The 21,454-nt window shown below is 35.0% G+C and carries 15 protein-coding genes, 1 riboswitch and 1 other annotated feature; of the genes, 12 read left to right on the top strand and 3 right to left on the bottom strand.

The window, feature by feature from the left end:
- Positions 1-270: 270 nt before the first annotated feature.
- From QUF93_RS10910 to QUF93_RS10935, 6 genes are all read left to right on the top strand, one after another.
- Positions 271-1,542: a cation:dicarboxylate symporter family transporter gene (locus QUF93_RS10910; protein WP_289358777.1), complete on the top strand. Its 1,272-nt coding sequence runs from the start codon at positions 271-273 to the stop codon at positions 1,540-1,542.
- Between the two features lie 24 nt (positions 1,543-1,566).
- A complete protein-coding gene (aspA, locus tag QUF93_RS10915; protein ID WP_289358778.1) occupies positions 1,567-3,006 on the top strand; it encodes an aspartate ammonia-lyase in 1,440 nt (479 codons plus the stop codon).
- Between the two features lie 75 nt (positions 3,007-3,081).
- Positions 3,082-4,794 carry an oxaloacetate-decarboxylating malate dehydrogenase gene (gene malS, locus QUF93_RS10920; protein WP_289358779.1) on the top strand — a complete coding sequence of 571 codons (1,713 nt, stop codon included), beginning with the start codon at positions 3,082-3,084 and terminating at the stop codon, positions 4,792-4,794.
- Between the two features lie 65 nt (positions 4,795-4,859).
- The gene (locus QUF93_RS10925) at positions 4,860-6,194 is read left to right on the top strand and encodes an ATP-binding protein (RefSeq protein ID WP_289358780.1); all 1,335 of its coding nucleotides are present in this window, start codon (positions 4,860-4,862) and stop codon (positions 6,192-6,194) included.
- Positions 6,176-7,108, top strand: a complete 933-nt coding sequence (locus tag QUF93_RS10930; protein ID WP_289358781.1) for a response regulator — start codon at positions 6,176-6,178, stop codon at positions 7,106-7,108. Before QUF93_RS10925 ends, QUF93_RS10930 begins: the two co-directional genes overlap by 19 nt.
- A 119-nt stretch (positions 7,109-7,227) precedes the next feature.
- Positions 7,228-10,434 carry a DEAD/DEAH box helicase gene (locus tag QUF93_RS10935; protein WP_289358782.1) on the top strand — a complete coding sequence of 1,069 codons (3,207 nt, stop codon included), beginning with the start codon at positions 7,228-7,230 and terminating at the stop codon, positions 10,432-10,434.
- Between the two features lie 100 nt (positions 10,435-10,534).
- Here QUF93_RS10935 and QUF93_RS10940 read toward each other — a convergent pair whose 3' ends face one another.
- Positions 10,535-10,669 carry a DUF3934 domain-containing protein gene (locus QUF93_RS10940; RefSeq protein ID WP_000047588.1) on the bottom strand — a complete coding sequence of 45 codons (135 nt, stop codon included), beginning with the start codon at positions 10,667-10,669 and terminating at the stop codon, positions 10,535-10,537.
- Between the two features lie 405 nt (positions 10,670-11,074).
- Positions 11,075-11,333, top strand: a binding site (T-box leader).
- Between the two features lie 70 nt (positions 11,334-11,403).
- Between QUF93_RS10940 and asnA the strand changes: the two genes are divergently transcribed.
- Positions 11,404-12,387 (top strand): aspartate--ammonia ligase, encoded by a 984-nt coding sequence (asnA, locus tag QUF93_RS10945; RefSeq protein WP_002118166.1) that lies wholly within the window; start codon positions 11,404-11,406, stop codon positions 12,385-12,387.
- Between the two features lie 326 nt (positions 12,388-12,713).
- Here asnA and QUF93_RS10950 read toward each other — a convergent pair whose 3' ends face one another.
- Positions 12,714-13,943 (bottom strand): aspartate kinase, encoded by a 1,230-nt coding sequence (locus QUF93_RS10950; protein WP_289358783.1) that lies wholly within the window; start codon positions 13,941-13,943, stop codon positions 12,714-12,716.
- A 202-nt stretch (positions 13,944-14,145) separates the two neighbouring features.
- Positions 14,146-14,332, bottom strand: a riboswitch (Lysine riboswitch).
- Between the two features lie 190 nt (positions 14,333-14,522).
- Between QUF93_RS10950 and QUF93_RS10955 the strand changes: the two genes are divergently transcribed.
- The 3 genes from QUF93_RS10955 to QUF93_RS10965 are packed head-to-tail and all read left to right on the top strand — an operon-like array spanning position 14,523 to position 17,677.
- Positions 14,523-15,428 (top strand): DoxX-like family protein, encoded by a 906-nt coding sequence (locus tag QUF93_RS10955; protein ID WP_289358784.1) that lies wholly within the window; start codon positions 14,523-14,525, stop codon positions 15,426-15,428.
- A gap of 6 nt (positions 15,429-15,434) precedes the next feature.
- Positions 15,435-16,046, top strand: coding sequence for a DUF4166 domain-containing protein (locus tag QUF93_RS10960; RefSeq protein ID WP_289358785.1), 612 nt, complete (start codon positions 15,435-15,437; stop codon positions 16,044-16,046).
- Positions 16,047-16,051: 5 nt separating this feature from the next.
- On the top strand, positions 16,052-17,677 hold the full coding sequence (locus QUF93_RS10965) for a YndJ family protein (RefSeq protein ID WP_289358786.1): 1,626 nt from the start codon (positions 16,052-16,054) through the stop codon (positions 17,675-17,677).
- Between the two features lie 27 nt (positions 17,678-17,704).
- On the opposite strand, the gene QUF93_RS10970 is transcribed toward QUF93_RS10965, so the two are convergent.
- A complete protein-coding gene (locus tag QUF93_RS10970; RefSeq protein WP_289358787.1) occupies positions 17,705-18,190 on the bottom strand; it encodes an 8-oxo-dGTP diphosphatase in 486 nt (161 codons plus the stop codon).
- Between the two features lie 174 nt (positions 18,191-18,364).
- Between QUF93_RS10970 and QUF93_RS10975 the strand changes: the two genes are divergently transcribed.
- Positions 18,365-19,609: an N-acetylmuramoyl-L-alanine amidase gene (locus QUF93_RS10975; RefSeq protein ID WP_289375282.1), complete on the top strand. Its 1,245-nt coding sequence runs from the start codon at positions 18,365-18,367 to the stop codon at positions 19,607-19,609.
- Positions 19,610-19,875: 266 nt separating this feature from the next.
- The gene (locus tag QUF93_RS10980) at positions 19,876-21,285 is read left to right on the top strand and encodes an S-layer homology domain-containing protein (protein WP_289358789.1); all 1,410 of its coding nucleotides are present in this window, start codon (positions 19,876-19,878) and stop codon (positions 21,283-21,285) included.
- The last annotated feature ends 169 nt before the right edge of the window (positions 21,286-21,454 follow it).

A 21,454-nucleotide genomic window follows, 5' to 3' on the forward strand; every position in this document is an offset into this window, starting at 1 on the left:
GTGATTCTTCATAACATCCACTCCTTTTCATACTCGATTATTTTGAATTTATATATCTTTTAGATTATACGAAATAATCTGATGTTTTATCAAGTTATTTTATTTCTTTTTACGAAAAAAGGTGTCAATGAAAAATGTAAGAAAAAAATTTGAATTTTTTGTGACGAACTTGTAGGTTTTTGTATGATTTTGTAGGTTCGCTTATATCATGTGTGAGTAAGCTTTTATAAATACTAAATGAAAGCGTTCGCATAAAGGGGATGAACATAAATGAAAAAATTCGGATTGGCAACACAAATTTTTGTCGCACTTGTTTTAGGGATTGTAGTAGGGGCAATCTTTTATGGCAATAAAACGGCGATTTCTTATATCACACCAATTGGGGATATATTTATTCACTTAATTAAAATGATTGTAGTACCAATTGTTATTTCAGCATTAATTGTTGCGGTAGCTGGTGTAGGTGATATGAAGAAGCTTGGGAAACTGGGCGGTAAGACAATTCTTTATTTCGAAATTATTACGACGATTGCTATTTTAATGGGATTACTTGCAGCGAATATATTCCAGCCAGGTACTGGCGTTGATATGAATAGTTTGCAGCAAAGTGATATTTCTTCTTATAAAGAAACGGCAGATGCCACAGAGAAGAAAGGTTTTGCTGAAACAATTGTTCACATTGTACCGAAAAACGTATTTGAATCTATCGCACAAGGTGACTTATTACCGATTATATTCTTCTCAGTGTTATTCGGTTTAGGAGTTGCAGCAATAGGAGACAAAGGAAAGCCTGTTTTTCACTTTTTTGAAGGTGTACTCGAAGCGATGTTTTGGGTTACGAATCAAGTTATGAAATTTGCACCATTTGGTGTATTCGCATTAATTGCTGTTACGGTTGCAAAATTTGGTGTAGTGACACTACTTCCTTTAGGAAAACTAGTGCTAGCTGTATACGTAACTGTTATACTATTCGTTGTGATTGTATTAGGTATTAATGCGCGAATGGTTGGAGTAAACATTTTTACATTAATGAAAATTTTAAAAGAAGAACTTATTCTTTCATTTACGACAGCAAGTTCAGAAGCTGTTTTACCTAATATAATGAGAAAGATGGAAGAGTTCGGTTGTCCAAAGGCAGTTGCCTCTTTCGTAATTCCGACAGGTTATACATTTAACTTGACTGGATCAGCTATTTATCAGGCGTTAGCGGCATTGTTTGTTGCACAAATGTACGGTATACACATGTCACTGACGGAGCAAATAACGCTATTATTCGTTCTCATGTTAACATCCAAAGGTATGGCGGGAGTTCCGGGTGCATCATTCGTTGTTGTATTAGCAACGTTAGGATCAATGGGATTACCTCTAGAAGGCATCGCATTAATTGCGGGAATTGACCGCATTTTAGATATGATTCGCTCAGCTGTCAATGTATTAGGAAATGCATTAGCTGCCATTGTTATGTCGAAGTGGGAAGGCGAATTCGATGATGAGAAAGCAAAACAATATGTAGAAACAGTCAAAGAAACAAAAGCAGCGTAAGAGATTGTTAAGGAGTGAGTAATCATGGCAACATTAACTGAAGTTAAAAATGAAGTACGAATTGAAAAAGATTTTTTAGGTGAAAAAGAAGTACCAAATTATGCGTACTACGGCGTACAGACAATGCGTGCAGTAGAAAACTTCCCAATTACAGGGTATAAAATCCATGAAGGTTTAATTAAAGCATTCGCAATTGTTAAAAAAGCAGCAGCACTTGCTAATGCAGATGTAGGAAGATTGGAATTGAAAAAGGGTGGTGCTATCGCAGAAGCATCACAAGAAATCCTTGATGGGAAATGGCATGATCATTTCATCGTAGATCCAATTCAAGGCGGCGCGGGAACTTCAATGAATATGAATGCAAATGAAGTCATTGCCAATCGTGCTCTTGAATTATTAGGAATGGAAAAGGGAGACTATCATTATATTAGTCCAAACAGTCATGTAAATATGGCGCAATCAACAAACGATGCGTTCCCAACAGCAATTCATATCGCAACATTAAATGCATTGGAAGTCTTATTACAAACGATGGGTTATATGCATGATGTATTTGAATTAAAAGCAGAACAGTTCGATCATGTTATTAAAATGGGTCGTACACATTTACAAGATGCTGTGCCAATTCGTCTTGGACAAGAATTTAAAGCATACGCTCGCGTACTTGAACGTGACATGAAACGTATCAAGCAATCGCGCCAACATCTATATGAAGTAAATATGGGAGCAACTGCAGTTGGTACAGGCTTAAATGCAGATCCAGAATATATTGAAGCGGTTGTAAAACATTTAGCAACAATTAGTGAGTTACCGCTTGTTGGTGCAGAAGATTTAGTGGATGCAACGCAAAATACTGATGCGTACACTGAAGTGTCAGCGGCATTAAAAGTATGTATGATGAATATGTCTAAAATTGCGAACGATCTTCGACTAATGGCATCAGGTCCACGTGTTGGATTAGCAGAAATTATGTTACCAGCTCGCCAACCAGGCTCATCTATTATGCCAGGGAAAGTAAACCCTGTTATGCCAGAAGTAATTAATCAAATTGCGTTCCAAGTAATTGGTAACGACCATACAATTTGCCTTGCTTCAGAAGCGGGACAATTAGAATTAAATGTTATGGAACCAGTACTTGTTTTCAATTTACTTCAATCTATTAGCATTATGAATAACGGTTTCCGTGCCTTTACAGATAATTGCTTAAAAGGAATTGAAGCGAATGAAGATCGCTTGAAAGAGTATGTTGAGAAGAGTGTAGGAATTATTACAGCCGTGAACCCTCATATCGGTTATGAAGCAGCAGCTCGTGTTGCGAAAGAAGCAATTGCAACAGGTCAATCCGTTCGAGAACTTTGTGTGAAAAATGGTGTATTGTCACAAGAAGACTTAGAGTTAATTCTAGACCCATTCGAAATGACACACCCAGGGATTGCAGGAGCAACTCTTTTAAAGAAAAATTAAAAAAAGAGGGGGGACAATCCCCTCTTTTTTGTTTACAATATAGAAATGATATATACGAATAGGGGTAGGGATGTTATGAGTAAGTTTACAGTGGCTTCTAATGGTGCATTAGAAACAGCATTAAGAGGAGTAGAAGTATTATCAACACCACTTTTAAATAAAGGCGTAGCTTTCACACAAGAAGAAAGAGAAGAGTTAGGACTAAAGGGGCTATTGCCACCAGCAGTTTTAACGTTAGATGAACAAGCACGCCGAGCGTATGAGCAATTTTGTTCTCAGCCGGATGATTTATTAAAGAATGTATACTTAACTGCGTTACATGATCGAAATGAAGTATTGTTTTATCGTATACTAACAGATCATTTACGTGAAATGTTACCAATTGTATATACACCTACTGTTGGTGTAGCAATTCAAAGATATAGTCATGAATATCGTAAACCACGTGGGGTTTATTTATCAGTTAACGATCCTTCAGGTATTGAAGAAGCGTTCTCAAATATCGGTGCAACAGCTGAAAATATTGACTTAGTCGTTGTAACAGATGGCGAAGGGATATTAGGAATTGGTGACTGGGGTGTTGGTGGTATTAACATTGCGATCGGAAAGCTAGCTGTTTATACGGCCGCAGTTGGAATCGATCCTAGTCGCGTATTACCTGTAATTTTAGATGTAGGTACAAACCGTGAGGATCTATTAAACAATCCGTTTTATATTGGAAATCGCCATCCACGTGTAACTGGTGAGGCTTATGATGAATTTATTGATACATTTGTACAAGCTGTAGGCAATAAGTTCCCGAAAGCACTTTTACATTGGGAGGATTTCAGTTCTCGTAATGCACGAAAAATTTTAGACAAATATCGTCATGACGTATGTACGTTTAATGATGACATTCAAGGTACAGGTGCAGTTTCACTTGCTGCAGTATTATCGGCAGTGAAAGCTTCTGGTGTACCTTTAAGTGAACACCGTGTAGTTGTGTTTGGTGCGGGTACAGCTGGAATCGGTATCGCAGATCAAGTAAGAGACGCACTGGTTCGCGCGGGATTATCAGAACAAGAAGCACATGAGCGTTTCTGGTGTATTGATCGTAACGGGTTAATTACAGATAATATGGAAGATCTTCTTGATTTCCAAATTCCATATGCAAGAAAAGAAGCTGAAGTGAATGATTGGAAACAAAGTGATGCTATCGGACTTGCTGAAGTTGTGAAACATGTGAAACCGACAATTTTAATCGGTACATCAACTGTTGCTGGTGCATTCAAAGAAGAGATTATTAAAGAGATGGCTTCTCACGTAGAAAGACCAATTATTTTACCAATGTCGAATCCAACGCCACTTGCTGAAGCGAAGCCAGTAGATTTAATCGAGTGGACAGAAGGAAGAGCGTTAGTTGCAACAGGAAGTCCGTTTGATCCAGTTACATACAATGGTGTAACGTATGTGATTGGACAATCAAATAATGCACTTATTTTCCCAGGTCTTGGTCTTGGAACAATTGTTGTTCGTGCAAGCGTAATGACAGACGGTATGTTTGCAGCGGCAGCAGAAGCGGTTGCAAGTATGGTAGATACAAGTCAGCCAGGTGCACCTATCTTACCAGAAGTTGAAGAATTACGTAATATCTCTGAAATGGTTGCAATTGAAGTAGCGAAAGTTGCAGTTGCAGAAGGTGTTGCTAGAGAAAACTTAAGTGATAACGATATTAAGATTGCAGTGAAAGACGCAATGTGGAAGCCTGAGTATCGTCAAATAAAAGCGGTAGAAAAGGTTAGAATATAGAAAAAAAGCCCGTTTATTATAATAAGCGGGCTTTACTTGTACATTTTTGAAAAAATACATAGGAAGTGGCAGCTTTGAATTGGAATCAATTATGGAAGAAAGATATGTCTCTTTTAATTATTTTAATGATTGTTGTTCCGATTGCTGGAGAGCTGAATTTTCATCCTTTCAACGATACGTTTCGTGTTAGCTTCGGGACACCGCTTTTCTTCTTTTTGTTACTCTTTTTAAGAAAAATACCAGCAGCAGCTGCAGGTATTCTTGTCGGTATATCTGTAGTCTTATTCCGCGTATGTCTGGATTGGGTATTGCAAGGGTCATTTCATATGACAGAATCATTTTATTTGCGCTATCCTGTGTTCTTTTATTATTTTATTTATGGAAGTCTTTTTTCGCTTTTTAGGGTGAATAAGTTCCATCAGAAGCCAATTATAATTGGCTGCCTTGGGATTACAATTGAAATTATCGCAAGTATGTCAGAACTTGCGATTTATCATATGTTAGTACTTGGTACAACGATAACAATTTCTGAAGTGAATAAGCTAATCATTATTGCTATTTTTCGTAGTTTCTTTGCGCTTGGTTTTTTAAATATGATGAATTTGTATGAAACGAAATTAAAAGAATCACAAGTGCGAAAAGAAAATGAAAAAATGTTGATGCACCTTTCTAATTTATATGTGGAATCCGTTCATTTGAAAAAAACGCTGCAAAATGCGGAGTTAATTACACAAGAAGCGTATCAATTATATCGTAATTTACAAGCGAACGATGATTCGAGTAGTATAGAAAGTTATAGTAAAATAGCATTGAAAATAGCGGGAGAAGTGCATGAAATAAAAAAGGATAATCAAAGAATTTTTGCAGGATTATCTAAATTGTTATTAGATAAAAATGTGGCTGAGTATGTAGAAGGTCATGAGCTTGCGGAAATGATTGTGAGAATAAATGAAAAGTACGCTGACATGTTGGAAAAAGATATACGTTTTTCTAAACATATAGAAGGTGAACATGCAGAATATCATGTGTATACAGTCTTATCAATTTTCAACAACTTAGTTGCAAATGCAGTGGAAGCAATTGAGGATAATGGTGCTATCATTATTAAGTTATATAAACTTGATAAACGTATATTTTTTGAAGTAATTGACGATGGGCCTGGTATTGCGCAAAAATATAAAAAACTAGTATTTAAGCCAGGATTTACTTCAAAGTATGATCAAACAGGAACACCATCAACAGGAATTGGACTTTCTTACATAAACGAAATGGTAACAGAGCTCGGAGGAGAAGTAAGATTGGAAGACCTGGAAACTGGTGAAGGGTGTAAGTTTGTCGTTTGTTTACCGGAGTGCAGTTTAAAGCGGGAAGGGGAACAAAGTTGTTTTATTATATCGTAGATGATGATGAAGTTTTCCGTTCTATGCTTTCGCAAATTATTGAAGATGGCGATCTTGGGGAAGTAATTGGAGAATCGGAAGACGGAGCTTTTATTGAAGCAGATCAACTAAATTTTAAAAAAGTAGATATTTTATTTATTGATTTATTAATGCCAATGCGAGACGGGATTGAAACAGTTCGCCATATTGCATCCTCTTTTACTGGGAAAATCATAATGATTTCTCAAGTTGAATCGAAGCAACTTATAGGTGAGGCATATACACTTGGAGTAGAATATTATATTACAAAACCACTAAATAAAATTGAGGTTGAATCAGTTGTACGAAAAGTGATGGAGCGTATTCGCTTGGAACGCTCTATATATGATATTCAAAAATCATTGAACAACGTGTTCCAGTGGGAGCAGCCACAAATGCGTAGTGAACCAGTGCAAGAAGCAAAAAAGATAGCAGATTCAGGACGTTTCTTACTAGCAGAGCTCGGTATTGCAGGAGAGAATGGAAGTAAAGATTTACTTAGTATGCTGGAATATTTAAATGGACAAGAAAAAGCGCAAACGTTTGAATTTGGATTTCCAGCGTTAAAAGAAATTTTCCATCATATTACGATAAGAAAATTAGGAGATATAGCTTTAGATGCGGATATTGATAAAGAGAAAAAAGCATCTGAGCAAAGGGTACGAAGAGCGATTTATCAATCGTTAAACCATTTAGCTTCCCTTGGGCTAACAGACTTTTCAAATCCAAAATTTGAAAGCTATGCACCGAAATTTTTTGATTTTACTGTAGTTAGAAAACGGATGACAGAAATGATGAAAGAAGAAGTAGCGGCTTCTGGACATATACGAATTAATACGAAGAAATTTATTCAAGTGTTATATTTTGAAGCGAAACGGTTGATGGAGATAGAGTGAAGAAGATGCTTATAAATAAGCATCTTTTTTTTGTTAAATCAACATTTTATATTTTCTCGTGAAGCATGTAAAATGTTAAGTAAGAGAAAATGGTTTTACATTAAGGAAGTGTCAAAACAATGAGTTTTACATTAAATAAATCAATTATTAAAGAAGTATGCGGAGAAACCTCATATAAAAGAGGCGAAGCTTATTATAAAGCAAATAAAGTGATAATAAATCATTATGATGAAAATAAAGAAATTTGCGGGGCAACGGTAAAAGGGAACGAAAATTTTCATGTTACAGTAGAAAAAGCTAAAAAAGGTGATGTTGTTGCGAGATGTAGTTGTCCTTCGTTAGCGTCTTTTCAAACGTACTGTCAACATGTTGCAGCAGTATTGATACAAATAAATTATAATCAGCAAACGGGTGGAATGCTCCCCACTAGTAGCGAAAACATGAGCGGAAATGATCAATTAACAAGTGGGATGTTTCAGTTGTTTGCAGATAAACCACTGAAACCAAAAAGTAAACAACATCGTTTTGATACACGTGAAATACTTCATGTTGAATTTATTTGTACACCAGTAGTTACGAAACAAGGCGGGGCCCTTCTAGGAATGCAGCTAAAACTTGCCAAAACGTATTTCGTAAATCAAATTAGAGAGTTTCTTTCTAAAGTGGAGAAAAGAGAAAATTTTAATTGTTCCAATGAATTTACATATACACCAGATGTACATAGCTTTAAACAAGATACAGATGCGATTATTCAGAAACTTATTAAAATGTATCACAATGAAAAAATGTATGAGGATGCGCTAGAAGTTCATGCGAAACAAGATGAGAGTATGATTTTAATACCACCAGCGTCTTGGACGGATATGCTTTCTTTACTTTCTAAAGTTGAGTGTGTGAGACTTAATCAAGATGGACAATCTTTTCATGGTCTACAAACTTCAAAAGGACTACTTCCTTTACATTTTGAGTTTAACAAGGGGAGTAACGGTGGTTTTACACTTTATATTGATGGTTTACAACGAGTTGAGGTAATGGATACGTATAGTTATGCTCTATTTGGAGGGAAACTGTATCAGTTGAACGCTGAGGATTGCAAACGGCTTATCGAATTACAAAAAATGATGAATCGCTCTAGTAGTAACCAATTATATATTCCGGCGGATAAGATGGAATATTTCGTAGCGAAAGTTGTACCAGGTTTAATGAAGCTAGGAACTGTGCGGATAGATGAAGTAGTATCAGATCGTGTTGAAACCCCCGTATTAAAAGCGAAATTATATTTAGATCGAGTGAAAAATCGCTTGCTAGCGGGTCTTGAATTTCACTATGGAAACGTCTTAATTAATCCACTAGAAGAAGATGGACAGCCGTCTGTTTTTAATCGTGATGAGAAAAAAGAAAAAGAGATTTTAGATATTATGAGTGAAAGTGCCTTTGCGAAAACGGAAGGCGGTTACTTTATGCATAATGAAGAAGCAGAGTACAATTTTTTATATCACGTCGTTCCAACATTAAAAGGTTTACTTGATATTTATGCGACGACAGCAATCAAATTACGAATTCATAAAGGGGACACAGCTCCTCTTATTAGAGTGAGAAGAAAAGAAAGAATAGATTGGTTGTCATTTCGCTTTGATATAAAAGGAATACCGGAAGCGGAAATTAAAGGTGTACTAGGGGCTCTTGAAGAGAAACGTAAATATTACCGATTAGCAAACGGTTCTTTATTATCACTGGAGAGCAAAGAGTTTAATGAAATTAATCAGTTTGTAAAAGAATCGGGTATTCGAAAAGAATTTTTACATGGGGAAGAAGTGAATGTTCCGCTTATTCGGAGTGTAAAATGGATGAACGGACTTCACGAAGGAAATGTTTTAAGTTTGGATGATTCTGTTCAAGAGTTAGTAGAAAATATTCAAAACCCGAAAAAATTGAAGTTTGCTGTACCAAATACTTTACATGCAGAGATGAGAGAGTATCAAGTGTATGGATTCGAGTGGATGAAAACACTCGCCTATTACCGTTTTGGAGGCATTTTAGCAGACGATATGGGACTCGGAAAAACACTGCAAAGCATTGCTTTTATAGATTCTGTTTTATCGGAAATTCGTGAGAAGAACATGCCTATATTAGTCGTTTCTCCGTCATCTCTCGTCTATAATTGGCTTAGTGAATTGAAAAAGTTCGCCCCTCATATTCGAGCAGTTATTGCAGATGGGAATCAAACGGAACGCCGTAAGATTTTAAAGGATATAACAGAGTTTGATGTCGTAATTACGTCATATCCATTACTGAGAAGAGATATAAGGTTGTATGCAAAGCCGTTTCATACACTATTTCTTGATGAAGCACAAGCGTTTAAAAACCCTACAACGCAAACGGCAAGAGCGGTGAAAACGATTCAAGCTGAGTATCGTTTCGGATTAACGGGAACACCTGTAGAAAATTCATTAGAAGAGCTATGGTCTATCTTCCATGTCGTCTTCCCAGAATTATTACCAGGAAGAAAAGAATTCGGTGATTTAAGGCGAGAGGATATAGCAAAGCGCGTAAAACCTTTCGTATTAAGACGACTAAAAGAAGATGTATTACAGGAGCTTCCAGATAAAATAGAGCACTTACAGTCATCGGAGTTATTACCAGATCAAAAGAGAATATATGCTGCTTATTTAGCGAAATTAAGGGAAGAAACGTTAAAGCATTTAGACAAAGATACGTTACGTAAAAATAAAATTAGAATCTTAGCTGGCTTAACGAGATTACGACAAATTTGTAATCATCCCGCTTTATTCGTTGATGATTACAAGGGGAGTTCAGCTAAATTTGAGCAACTGTTAGAGATTTTAGAGGAATGCAGAAGTACTGGTAAGAGAATTTTAATCTTTTCTCAATTTACAAAGATGCTGTCTATTATTGGTCGTGAGTTAAATCGTCAAGCAATTCCATACTTTTATTTAGACGGAAATACCCCTTCGCAAGAACGTGTAGAGCTATGTGATCGGTTTAACGAAGGTGAAGGAGACCTATTTCTCATTTCTTTAAAAGCTGGTGGTACAGGTCTTAACTTAACGGGTGCCGATACAGTTATATTGTACGATTTATGGTGGAATCCAGCTGTTGAACAACAAGCAGCAGATAGAGCATATCGAATGGGACAAAAAAATACGGTACAAGTTATTAAATTAGTGGCTCACGGAACAATTGAGGAAAAGATGCATGAACTGCAAGAGAGTAAGAAAAATTTAATCGCTGAAGTAATTGAGCCGGGAGAAGAGAAATTATCATCAATCACGGAGGAAGAAATTCGAGATATTTTAATGATTTAATATAAAAAGCTATGCCCTCGAATGTATGAGGGCATAGCTTTTTTGTTGTAATAATTATATTTTGTTTTGTACAAAGTAAAGAAATCAAATACAATTTAAATTACTTTTTTGTACCTTTACTTTTGTATGGTTTTGCAGCTGCCTTTTTCTTTGCACTTGATTGCCAACGATTCCAACCTTTACTTCCTGTACCTTGTCCTACACCTTTTTTCGGTTTTGCTTTCGTTTTACTCATATGATCACTCCGTTATATAAAAATCTTATTTGATAATAGTCAATGATTTAGAAAATACTCTTTATAAATGACTATGATTGCTTTAAGTAAAAATAAACTGCTTGAATGCTATAGTATAACATGAATTTGCAAGTAAACTGAAAGGAATTGCAAAGAAAATGAAAATAATACGAAATACTGCGGATTCTATATTCCGAACGATTACATTAGTTGTTGTATATATGTTAGTTTCTGTTAGTGAAACGTTTTTTGGGTTGACGAGGCAAAAGAAGTAAATATGCTATATTAAAAACAATCAATAAAGCCATAAAATAAAGAATTGAAAAACATTTTAAAATTTTTGTTGACTTTTTTTGTTTTTTGTATAGAATAATCATTAATAAAATGTTTCAGAGATGTGACAACAAAACGACTATGAAAGGACGAGTAGTAGTAGGATGTAGTCTAAGCGAGTCAGGGTTGGTGTGAGCCTGATACGAAGCCTATTATGAAGAACCTCCTGGAGTTGCTAACCGAAATCCTTTATAGGAAAGTAGACTTAGCCGGGTACTTCGCCGTTACAAGAAGAACAGTATCGAGATGTTTCATCTCCGTACTGTATAAGTGAGCAACCTCTGTTGCTAATTTGGGTGGTACCGCGGAACCAAAGCCTTTCGTCCCAGTTTTTTGGGGAAGAAGGGCTTTTTTTGTTGGCTTCTTTTCACAACATCCAAACATTTTAGGAGGAAACCACCATGTATCAATCATTAATGACAGTAAGAGAGACTCAAATCGCAATTAAGGAAGTTAAAACATTTTTCGAGGACCAATTAGCAAAACGTCTTGAACTATTCCGCGTATCTGCACCATTATTCGTAACGAAAAAATCAGGGTTAAACGATCATCTAAACGGTGTAGAACGTCCAATTGAATTTGATATGTTACATTCAGGAGAAGAGTTAGAAATTGTTCATTCACTAGCGAAGTGGAAAAGGTTTGCATTACATGAGTATGGGTATGAAGCTGGTGAAGGTTTATATACAAACATGAACGCGATTCGTCGCGATGAAGAACTAGATGCAACACATTCTATTTACGTTGACCAATGGGATTGGGAAAAAATTGTTCAAAAAGAATGGCGCACTGTAGAATACTTGCAAGAAACAGTACGAACAATTTATGGAATATTCAAAGATTTAGAAGATCACTTATTTGAAAAGTATCCGTTCCTTGGAAAGTATTTACCAGAAGATGTTGTTTTCATTACTTCCCAAGAGCTAGAAGATAAATATCCAGAATTAACGCCGAAAGATCGTGAACATGCAATTGCGAAAGAACACGGTGCAGTCTTTATTATCGGAATTGGTGATGCACTCCGTTCAGGTGAAAAACACGATGGACGTGCAGCTGACTATGACGATTGGAAATTAAACGGTGACATTTTATTCTGGCACCCAGTATTACAAGCTTCGTTCGAATTATCATCAATGGGAATTCGTGTTGATAGTAAATCACTTGATGAGCAGTTAACGAAAACTGGTGATGACTTTAAACGTGAGTATGATTTCCATAAAGGTATATTAGAAGATGTACTACCATTAACAATTGGCGGTGGTATTGGACAATCAAGAATGTGCATGTACTTCTTACGTAAAGCACATATCGGTGAAGTTCAATCTTCTGTATGGCCTGACGATTTACGTGAAGCTTGCAAGAAAGAAAACATTCATCTGTTTTAATATAAGTGTGGGGGAGAGTAGCTGTGGAATAAGAGCTACTCTCCCTTTTTTACTCTGACGTGAAAAAAGTTATTTTGAATGAAGATAGATTGTTTTTTCAAGGAGAATAGCAAAAGGATATTTGTGATAAGAAGTGAGAAGAGTCATGTATATTTCCTAGGAAAGGATATAATGAATAATTTAATTGTTTTATAGTGATTTATGAATATTGATAACAAGATAAAAAGCTGTCTGCATAGAGTTTTAAAATTCTATGTGAACAGCTTTCTATTTATATAGGAAGGAAATAGATTAATATAATTTGTTGTAAGTTTTACCGGCAGAAATTAAATCATTTGCACTAAAGGTTCAATTTTCGCCATAAATGATTGATGCAGTGCTTCAACACCATCTACTAAGTGAATTCGGTCAATGACAACTGATACTTTAATTTCAGATGTACTCACCATTTTAATATGAATACCGCCTTCTTTTAAAGTAGTGAACATATTCGCAGCGACACCTGGATTAGATACCATACCTGATCCTACAATTGATACTTTCGCTAAATGATTTTCATGTTCTACAGATTCATAGTGAAGTGCTTCTTGATTTTGTTCCAATACTTCTAATGTTTCTCTTAAATCATTAGAATGGATTGAGAAGGAGAGGTGGACAGTTCCTTCATTTGTAATACTTTGAATAATAATATCTACATTAATATGTGCTGCTGCTAATGTAGAGAAAACTGTTGAAAGTGCACCTTGTTCTAATCCTTTAATTGTGACGCGTGTAATATTATCCTCAAATGCAATACCTTTAACGATTGATTGTTGTTCCATGGTACATTCTCCTTTTACAATTGTTCCGTTTTCTTGTTCCATACTTGAGCGAACTTCTAAAACTACGTTATGATTTTTAGCAAATTCGACAGCGCGTGGGTGTAATACGCCAGCACCAAGGTTGGCAAGTTCTAACATTTCGTCATAAGAAATTTCATCTAATTTATAAGCATCTTGTACAACTCGTGGATCAGTCGTATATACGCCGGTCACATCTGTATAAATATCACATTTTTTTGCTTTTAGTGCCGCAGCTAATGCGACAGCAGTTGTATCAGAACCACCTCGTCCAAGCGTTGTAATTTCATTTTCTTCACTTACTCCTTGGAAACCAGCTACTATAACAATCGTGCCTTCAGTAAGGTGAGACTGAATACGACCAGTATTAATATCAGTAATCCGTGCACTATTATGTACAGATTCTGTCGTAATACCAGCCTGCCATCCTGTTAATGAAATTGCGTTATAACCTTTTGTTTGTAGTGCCATTGTTAATAATGAAATGGTTACTTGTTCTCCTGTAGATAGGAGCATATCCATTTCACGTTTACTTGGATTTTCAGTAATAGCGTTAGCAAGTGCTACAAGTTCATCCGTACTTTTTCCCATTGCTGAAACGACAGAGACAATGCTATGTCCTCGTTCATATTCTTCAATAATTAAATTTGCTACATGTTGAATGCGTTCAACACTTCCGACAGAAGTACCACCAAATTTTTGTACAATCGTTTCCATTACGAATTCCTTCTTTCGTCCATTTTTAAGAATAGATTAGGACATATATAAATCCCAATATTCCTGTAGTTACCAGAGAAAAAAACAAAAAACACCATCTCAAATAAGTGAGGATGGTGCTGTTACAGGAAAAGGGAAACAGAAAACGGAGCTAATAAAAAAACCGCCAAAAAAGGAATATCATAAAAAATGATATCTCTTTTTTGTAGATAGCTCTTCATACATACACTTTTGTATATATGACAGTTCTGTTTCTATTCGAAAACAGCCCCAATTGATAAATACAGAGAAATTTATCGATTTCGGCAACACTTCCTTTCATCTAATTTCATAGACATCTCTGTGTCTCCATTAGAATACTCATAAGTATTGCAACCTCTATCTCACGTTTTAGGCGAGAGTGTTTGAATTATGAAGTTGTTGGTAACATTTGTTTTATAATAATTCAAATTTTTGGGGGAATCAAGTGTTTTATATATTTTTTAAATTCTTTCTTTTTTACAAAGAAGTTTGTGAAAAATGTAGCAAAATAAATTCATTGCATGTACATTAAAAATATAGTACTTAGGAGGTGGGGGAATGAGTAAGAAAAAGCCTATTTACGTTGCAACAGAAATGAAAACAACAATGGAAAAACTATGGGAATATACACAAGAACCAGACATACATACAGAGTGGGATGCTCGCTTTACTGAAATTTCGTATTTAGAGAAAAAAGAAGGAGAACCGCAGCAGTTTTTATATAAAACAAAGATCGGATTTGGACTTGAAATAGCTGGGGAAGGTGAATCGATAGGTGAAATAAGAAAAGAAACTGGTGAAAGAATTTCTTCTTTGAAATTTTGGACAGATAATACATTATCACTTATACAAATAGGGCGTGGTTATTGGAAGTATACAACGAATAAAGAATACATTCATTTTGAAACGCAATATGATTATGACACGAGATTTGGTCGTATAGGAAATGTAATTGATTCATATATTTTTCGACCTTTATTAGGATGGGCGACTGCTTGGAGCTTTGATGCCCTCAAATTATGGTTAGAAAAGGGGCTTCATCCTAGTTTGCTAATTAAAAGAACGATTACGTATTGGCTCGTTTGTTTTTTATTTGCTTTCGTATGGTTATATCAAGGGATTGTACCGAAAATAATCTTTGCTCATCCAGAGGAAGTGGAAATGCTTTCTATGCTTATTGGTTCCAATGAAAATAGCATGTTTGCTCTCAAAATAATTGGGTTATTAGAAGTATTTTTTGGTGTTGTATGGATATTGCCACTTCCAAAACGAAAATTATTTTTAATGCATATTATTTTGTTGCTAGTCTTAACATTAGCAGCTGGATTTACAAATATCATAAGCTTTACAGAGCCGTTTAATCCAATTACATTAAACGTTCTACTTATGGGGGTATCGATTGTCGGTTATATAAATAGTTTTGATTTACCGAGTGCAAAAAATTGCAAGAGGAAGAGAAAGTGATAATGTATGGCTAATATTTATGAAAGACTACTAGGAAATTCTTATAAAAGACTTCATCCAAAATTACAGAAACGCTATGAGATTACCGAAGAAAATAGCTTTACTGGAGAAGGAAAGATGGATGAAATTTACGGTGGCTCTTTTTTTGTTAAATTGATATTGAAAATTGCATCGAAGTTTCGAATGTTTTTCTCCGAGCGGGGAAAGAAAGTTCCATTTACGATACATAATACCGCTGAGCGGGATGAACATGGAAATGAACTTGTACGGTGGAATCGTACTTTTTATTTTCATAATAAGAAAAGATATTTTAACGCGGTTATGCAGTTGGATGAAACAGAAAATGAAATTGTAGATTATTTTGGTGAACCGCACATACTCGTTTCTACGTTGAATTTTCATATTGATGAGATAGGGGCAATGCATATTTCGTCAAAGAAACAATGGTTTTTTATGTTTGGAAGAAAAATTCCGTTGCCGAAATTTTTGTATGGAGAAGCAAACATTGTTGAAAGCTTTGATGACGAACTACAATGTTTTCGAATTCATGTACAAGTACGAAACCCGTTAATTGGTTCGCTATTTTCATATAAGGGAACATTTGTGGAAAGGAAATAAACGATATGAGAAATATAATATTTGGGCTTGCTTGTTATATTGTTTTTTTAATATATGAGTGGTCGAATGTAAATCCAGTTGAGGCAATTATATTATTATCCGTTTTACTATTTATACCGATGTCTTTTTGCATTATTGATAAAAGAACAAGAAATGGATCATCGTTACTATTTTATAAATTCGTATCGTTTTTATATCCAATTGCAGCAATTAGCGCGATGCTAGCTTTCATAACAAATCATTTTGTCTTTGCACTCCTTTGGTTTATGTATACAGGAATTATTGCATTATTTGGTGTTAGTAGGTTGCTAGAAAGAGGATGGAAGCCTTTAGAAGAAACAGCAATAGATAGTGCGTTTATTTATTTGTTTCTAGGCGGTTTTTGGTTCTTTGCTTCTGTAGCAAAACTTTCAATTATGCACTTTAGTTCTGACATTGTTTTACTCACAGCTGCACACTTTCATTACTCGGCATTTTTATTGCCGTTATCAGCGGGTTTACTTGGAAGAAAAAGAGAACGGGGAAGTAAGTTATATGACGCTATTATGTTTATCATCGTCATTTCTCCAATGACAGTTGCAATAGGAATTACGTATTCGAGGGTGTTTGAATTTTTTGCAGTGTTCATATATTTATGTGCCATTTATGGATATGGAGTTTACGTGTGGAGAACGAAATTCAATACTATAAGTGCGAAGGTACTTTTGGTTCTTTCTTCTAGCACACTTATGGTAACAATAATGTTTTCACTCATATATTCATACGGAAATTTCAAACAAGTAATGACGATTACAATTGCACAAATGGTCTGGATTCACGGTGTGGTAAATGGAATTGGAGTAGCGTTACCGGCATTTGTTAGCTGGATGATTGAAAAAAGTGTTCCGAATTATAAATATTATGGGAAACCAATGAGCAGGTTAAGAGGAAATGTGTCGATTGGTGAGGCATTTTTACATAGTAGAAATTTAGTAGATGGCAAGGAATACAGTGGACTAGTTGATAAAATGAGTGATTTTCATAGTGAAGCATTTGACGTGACGAAGATTCCTATGAGTATTATTCGCTTTTATGAAAATACAACAGCGTATGAGTTACAATCGAATATTCAATGGGCTCGTTGGTTCCGTCCATTTGCATTTTGTTATGAGAAAATGAGTAAACGTTTAGGACAAATACATTTAGGAATGGGCGGCAAGTGGGAAACGATGAATGGCTCTATCGTTGGTGTAATAGATGAGAAAGATGGAAGAGAGAACGTAAGGGCTTGGTTAAGAAAAAATGAAGCAGGAGAGTCTATTTTTTTAGCTCTTTATTCAAAGCATACACATAAGAACGAGACATATATGAATATTGCATTGCCTTTACCATATTCGAATATGACGGGGCTTTTGAAATTATGTAATAGGAGTAAGGATTTAATCATTACTAGTAAGCTGAGAAGAAATGGTAAGGGAGATGAGGGGATTTATTTACATACTCGCTACTTTACAATCCGTTTACCGTTAGCAGAGACTTTTATTATAAAAGAGGGCGCAAATCAAATGTTAGAAGCTAACCATAAAATGTGGATATTCGGAATCAAGTTTTTAGAAATTGATTATGAGATTAAGAGATTAGAGGAGAAGTAAGGGAAGCTTGGAGAGATTCCAAGCTTTTTATGTATGGGTAATTGTCATAGCAACTTGTTTATCTAAGTCTCTGTCCCAAACACGTTGAATTTCAAACGTACCTTTTTCAAAAAATAATGGGAATCTTTCTTTAAACCAATCTTGCATAGGAAGATTTAGTGCTGTATCGATTGGTACCCATAATAATTCGCCCTCAGGGGGGTTCATAAGAAGCTCTTCTTCAAATGAATCTGTCCAATAGTTGAAAACCATATAGCGAACCTGTTCTTTTGGATTTACATATTCGTCTAATCCTTTAAAGGTTAAATTGGAAACAAGTAATCCAGTTTCTTCTTTTACTTCTCGTATAGCAGCTTGAACGATACTTTCTGGAAAATCTACTTTTCCACCAGGAGCGATGTAACCAGGGAAGCCTAGATGATCGGGGCACTGTATTAGTAATATTTCGTTATTTCGCTGAATCATACACATTGTAAAAATACGGTGTTCGATACTTTTCCAGTTCTTGCTCATACGAATCTCTCCTCGTATAAAATAAGTATATTACTATTATTAACTATAATTATTTGTTCCAAAAAATACAATAATAATACAAAATTATACAAAATACAATTGACTATTACTAATTTTCAGAACTATAATTACTCTGTTATATAAAAACTTGTACTTGAGAGGGGAATATATTCTATGAAAAATAGAATAATCGCAGCAGGAGTAATAGCAGCTAGTATATTATCTTATTCATCTAGTAGTTTCGCACAAACAAAAACGTTTCCAGATGTCCCAGCAGGGCACTGGGCAGAAGATTCTATTAACTACTTAGCAGAAAAAGGCGCAGTTACAGGTAACGAGAAAGGAATGTTCGAGCCTGGAAAAGAAATCACTCGTGCAGAAGCAGCTACAATGATGGCTAAAATCTTAAACTTACCATTCGATAAAGATGCTAAACCATCTTTCGGTGACTCTCAAAACGGATGGTATACCCCATACATCGCAGCTGTAGAAAAAGCTGGTGTTGTTAAAGGGAAAGATGTCGGCGTATTCGATCCAACTGGAAAAATCGACCGCGTTTCAATGGCATCTCTTATTGTAGAAGCTTACAAATTAGATTCTAAAGTAAACGGTACTCCAGCAACTCAATTCAGTGATTTAGAAAAAAGCTGGGGTAAAGCAAAAGCTAACATCCTAGTTGAATTAGGGATTTCTGTTGGTACTGGTAACAAATGGGAGCCTGAAAAAATTCTAACTAAAGCAGAAGCAGCTCAATTTATTAAAAAGGCTGATTCAATTAAAGTTGGAAATCCATTAGTGGAAAAGGTAGTTATTATTGATCCTGGTCATGGAGGATTTGATCCAGGGAATCCAGGGCAAGGTGTAGAGGAAAGTGAAATTGTATTTGATACATCTTTAAGATTACAGCAATTATTAGAAAAAAATACACCTTTAAAAGCTTTGTTAACACGTGAAGAGAACGGAAATCCAGGAAGTAACAAAAACGAATCTCTTGTGAATCGAGTGGAATTTGGTCAAGAGAACAATGGAGATATATTTGTAAGCATTCATGCAAACTCTTCTAAAAATCATGATGGTCATGGAACGGAAACATATTATTATAAAAAATCCAAGAGTGGAGAAGAGACACAGATTGAAAAGGATAGCGAAGTATTAGCGAAAAAAATTCAAAAACGAGTAGTAGAAGCACTACATACACGAGATAGAAATATAAAAGACGATCATTCATTTTATGTAGTAAATAATAATACAGTACCAGCAGTTTTAACAGAGCTTGCCTTTATTGATAATAATATAGATAATGGAAAATTAGCTACTGAAGAAGGAAGACAAATTGCTGCTGAAGCAGTTTATGCTGGTATTTTAGATTATTATGAGTGGAAAGGTTTCAATGTTTCAAAGTATCGATTAGCTAAATAAAAAAACATCGTTTGCTAAGCCCATCGTTTATATAGAGATGGGCTTTTTATATGAGTTTATATAATTTTGTATCGAAATAAAAAGATATATCGTATTATACTGATTATAAACAAAATAATGGTAGATTAGTTTATTTGTATCACGTATACTTTTACTGTTGACTAATTAATTTAATTAAGAGTTTGTTAGTTTAATAGGGAAAATTTTATTATAAAGGGAGGCAAGTTAACACGGGACAAGCATATACATAACGTGTTAAAAAAATTATGAAAAAAGTTATTTCTAATGTGTTAGCAGCGACAATCGCACTTCAAGTAGTGATGGTTCCAGCAACTTCATTTGCATCTGAAAAAGATTTTCCAGATGTTCCGAAAGATCATTGGTCATTTGAAGCAATTACTAATTTAACGTCAAAAGAAATTATTGCTGGATATGATAATGGTAAGTTTGGATTTGGTGATGTTGTAACTCGTGAGCAAGTAGCTGCATTAATGTATCGTGCATTAAAACTAGAAGCGAAAAGCGAGTATAAAAATCCATACTCTGATATTAGTGCAGGAACAACAATGTTCCAAAAAGAAATTTTGACTTTAACGGATATGGGGATTTTTGTAGGTGATGGCAAAGGGACGTTTAGACCGAAAGAATCTCTAACGCGTGCTGAAATGGCCGTTGTTTTGCAAAAAGCATTTAAATTAGAAGTAAAAGCACCACACACATTTAATGATGTAGATACAACTCCTTGGGCAAAAGATGCAATTAGTGCTTTACAATCTAATGGTGTAGCAGCAGGGAATAATTTTGGCGGATTTGATCCATCAGGTGTATTAACGCGTGAAAGTTATGCACAGCTTTTATATAAAGCAATGCAAGTGAAAAACGATATTCCGGTTGAACAACCATCATATATTAATCTAGATGTAACATTACCATCTAATGTAACAGCACAAGAGATTGATAATTTCATTAAAGTACCTCATCCTGATAGCCCGCTTGTTGGAACTGGACAAGATTTTATAAAAGCACAAAATGAGTATGGTGTGAACGCTTTATATTTAGCAGCTCATGCCATCTTAGAATCTGGTTATGGGAAATCAGAAATTGCATATCGTAAACATAATTTATTTGGGCTAAAGGCATTTGATTGGGATCCATTTGCAAATGCAAAATATTTACCGTCTTACGGGCAAAGTATTTCGTACAATGCTGATTATGTAAGAAAGAACTACTTAGAGAAGGGTGCTCCTCATTTCAATGGTTACACATTACCTGATATGAATGTTAAGTATGCAACCGATAAAGAATGGGCTGGAAAAATCGCTAATATTATGGAGCGTATTAAGCCTTTTAATAAGAAAGATTATCAAAATGTAACACGATTACCGAAAAATCCTAATACATTAAATGTAAATGCATTAGGCGAAGCAATTCCGTATAAAGATTATGCAAAAGATGCAACAGCTACCGTTCAATCGGTAGGATCTTACTATCAAGTTCCATTCCCGTTTAACAATCCAATTAAGAGTGTACCAAATGTTGCACAAAATGAAGTTGGAAAATTAGAAAATGGTGCAAAAGTAAATGTATATCGTGAAGATCCAAATGGCTGGGTAGAATTCTCACTTGAAAATGCTCCAGAAAAATATTGGACATTGAAGAAGAATTTAAAATTATAAAGTGGAAAGGTGTTTTCATATATGAAAACACCTTTTTTATTTATATTCATCACGATTTTCTTTTTAGTATTTTGATATTTTTACCAATAATTTAATTGTTTCATATATAATTTAAGTTATTAGAGTTTGAATTTTCTGTATTTATTTTCAAGTATTAACTTAATTTGAA

Source organism: Bacillus hominis (genome assembly GCF_030348325.1).
GTDB lineage: Bacteria > Bacillota > Bacilli > Bacillales > Bacillaceae_G > Bacillus_A > Bacillus_A hominis.

Bases quoted from the DNA above. Each gene is read 5' to 3' on its own strand.
- QUF93_RS10965 (WP_289358786.1), top strand. From the start codon at position 16,052: ATGAGAAATATAATATTTGGGCTTGCTTGTTATATTGTTTTTTTAATA.
- malS (WP_289358779.1), top strand. From the start codon at position 3,082: ATGAGTAAGTTTACAGTGGCTTCTAATGGTGCATTAGAAACAGCATTA.
- asnA (WP_002118166.1), top strand. From the start codon at position 11,404: ATGTATCAATCATTAATGACAGTAAGAGAGACTCAAATCGCAATTAAG.
- QUF93_RS10970 (WP_289358787.1), bottom strand. From the start codon at position 18,190: ATGAGCAAGAACTGGAAAAGTATCGAACACCGTATTTTTACAATGTGT.
- QUF93_RS10960 (WP_289358785.1), top strand. From the start codon at position 15,435: ATGGCTAATATTTATGAAAGACTACTAGGAAATTCTTATAAAAGACTT.
- QUF93_RS10910 (WP_289358777.1), top strand. From the start codon at position 271: ATGAAAAAATTCGGATTGGCAACACAAATTTTTGTCGCACTTGTTTTA.
- aspA (WP_289358778.1), top strand. From the start codon at position 1,567: ATGGCAACATTAACTGAAGTTAAAAATGAAGTACGAATTGAAAAAGAT.
- QUF93_RS10980 (WP_289358789.1), top strand. From the start codon at position 19,876: ATGAAAAAAGTTATTTCTAATGTGTTAGCAGCGACAATCGCACTTCAA.
- QUF93_RS10975 (WP_289375282.1), top strand. From the start codon at position 18,365: ATGAAAAATAGAATAATCGCAGCAGGAGTAATAGCAGCTAGTATATTA.
- QUF93_RS10955 (WP_289358784.1), top strand. From the start codon at position 14,523: ATGAGTAAGAAAAAGCCTATTTACGTTGCAACAGAAATGAAAACAACA.
- QUF93_RS10935 (WP_289358782.1), top strand. From the start codon at position 7,228: ATGAGTTTTACATTAAATAAATCAATTATTAAAGAAGTATGCGGAGAA.
- QUF93_RS10950 (WP_289358783.1), bottom strand. From the start codon at position 13,943: ATGGAAACGATTGTACAAAAATTTGGTGGTACTTCTGTCGGAAGTGTT.
- QUF93_RS10940 (WP_000047588.1), bottom strand. From the start codon at position 10,669: ATGAGTAAAACGAAAGCAAAACCGAAAAAAGGTGTAGGACAAGGTACA.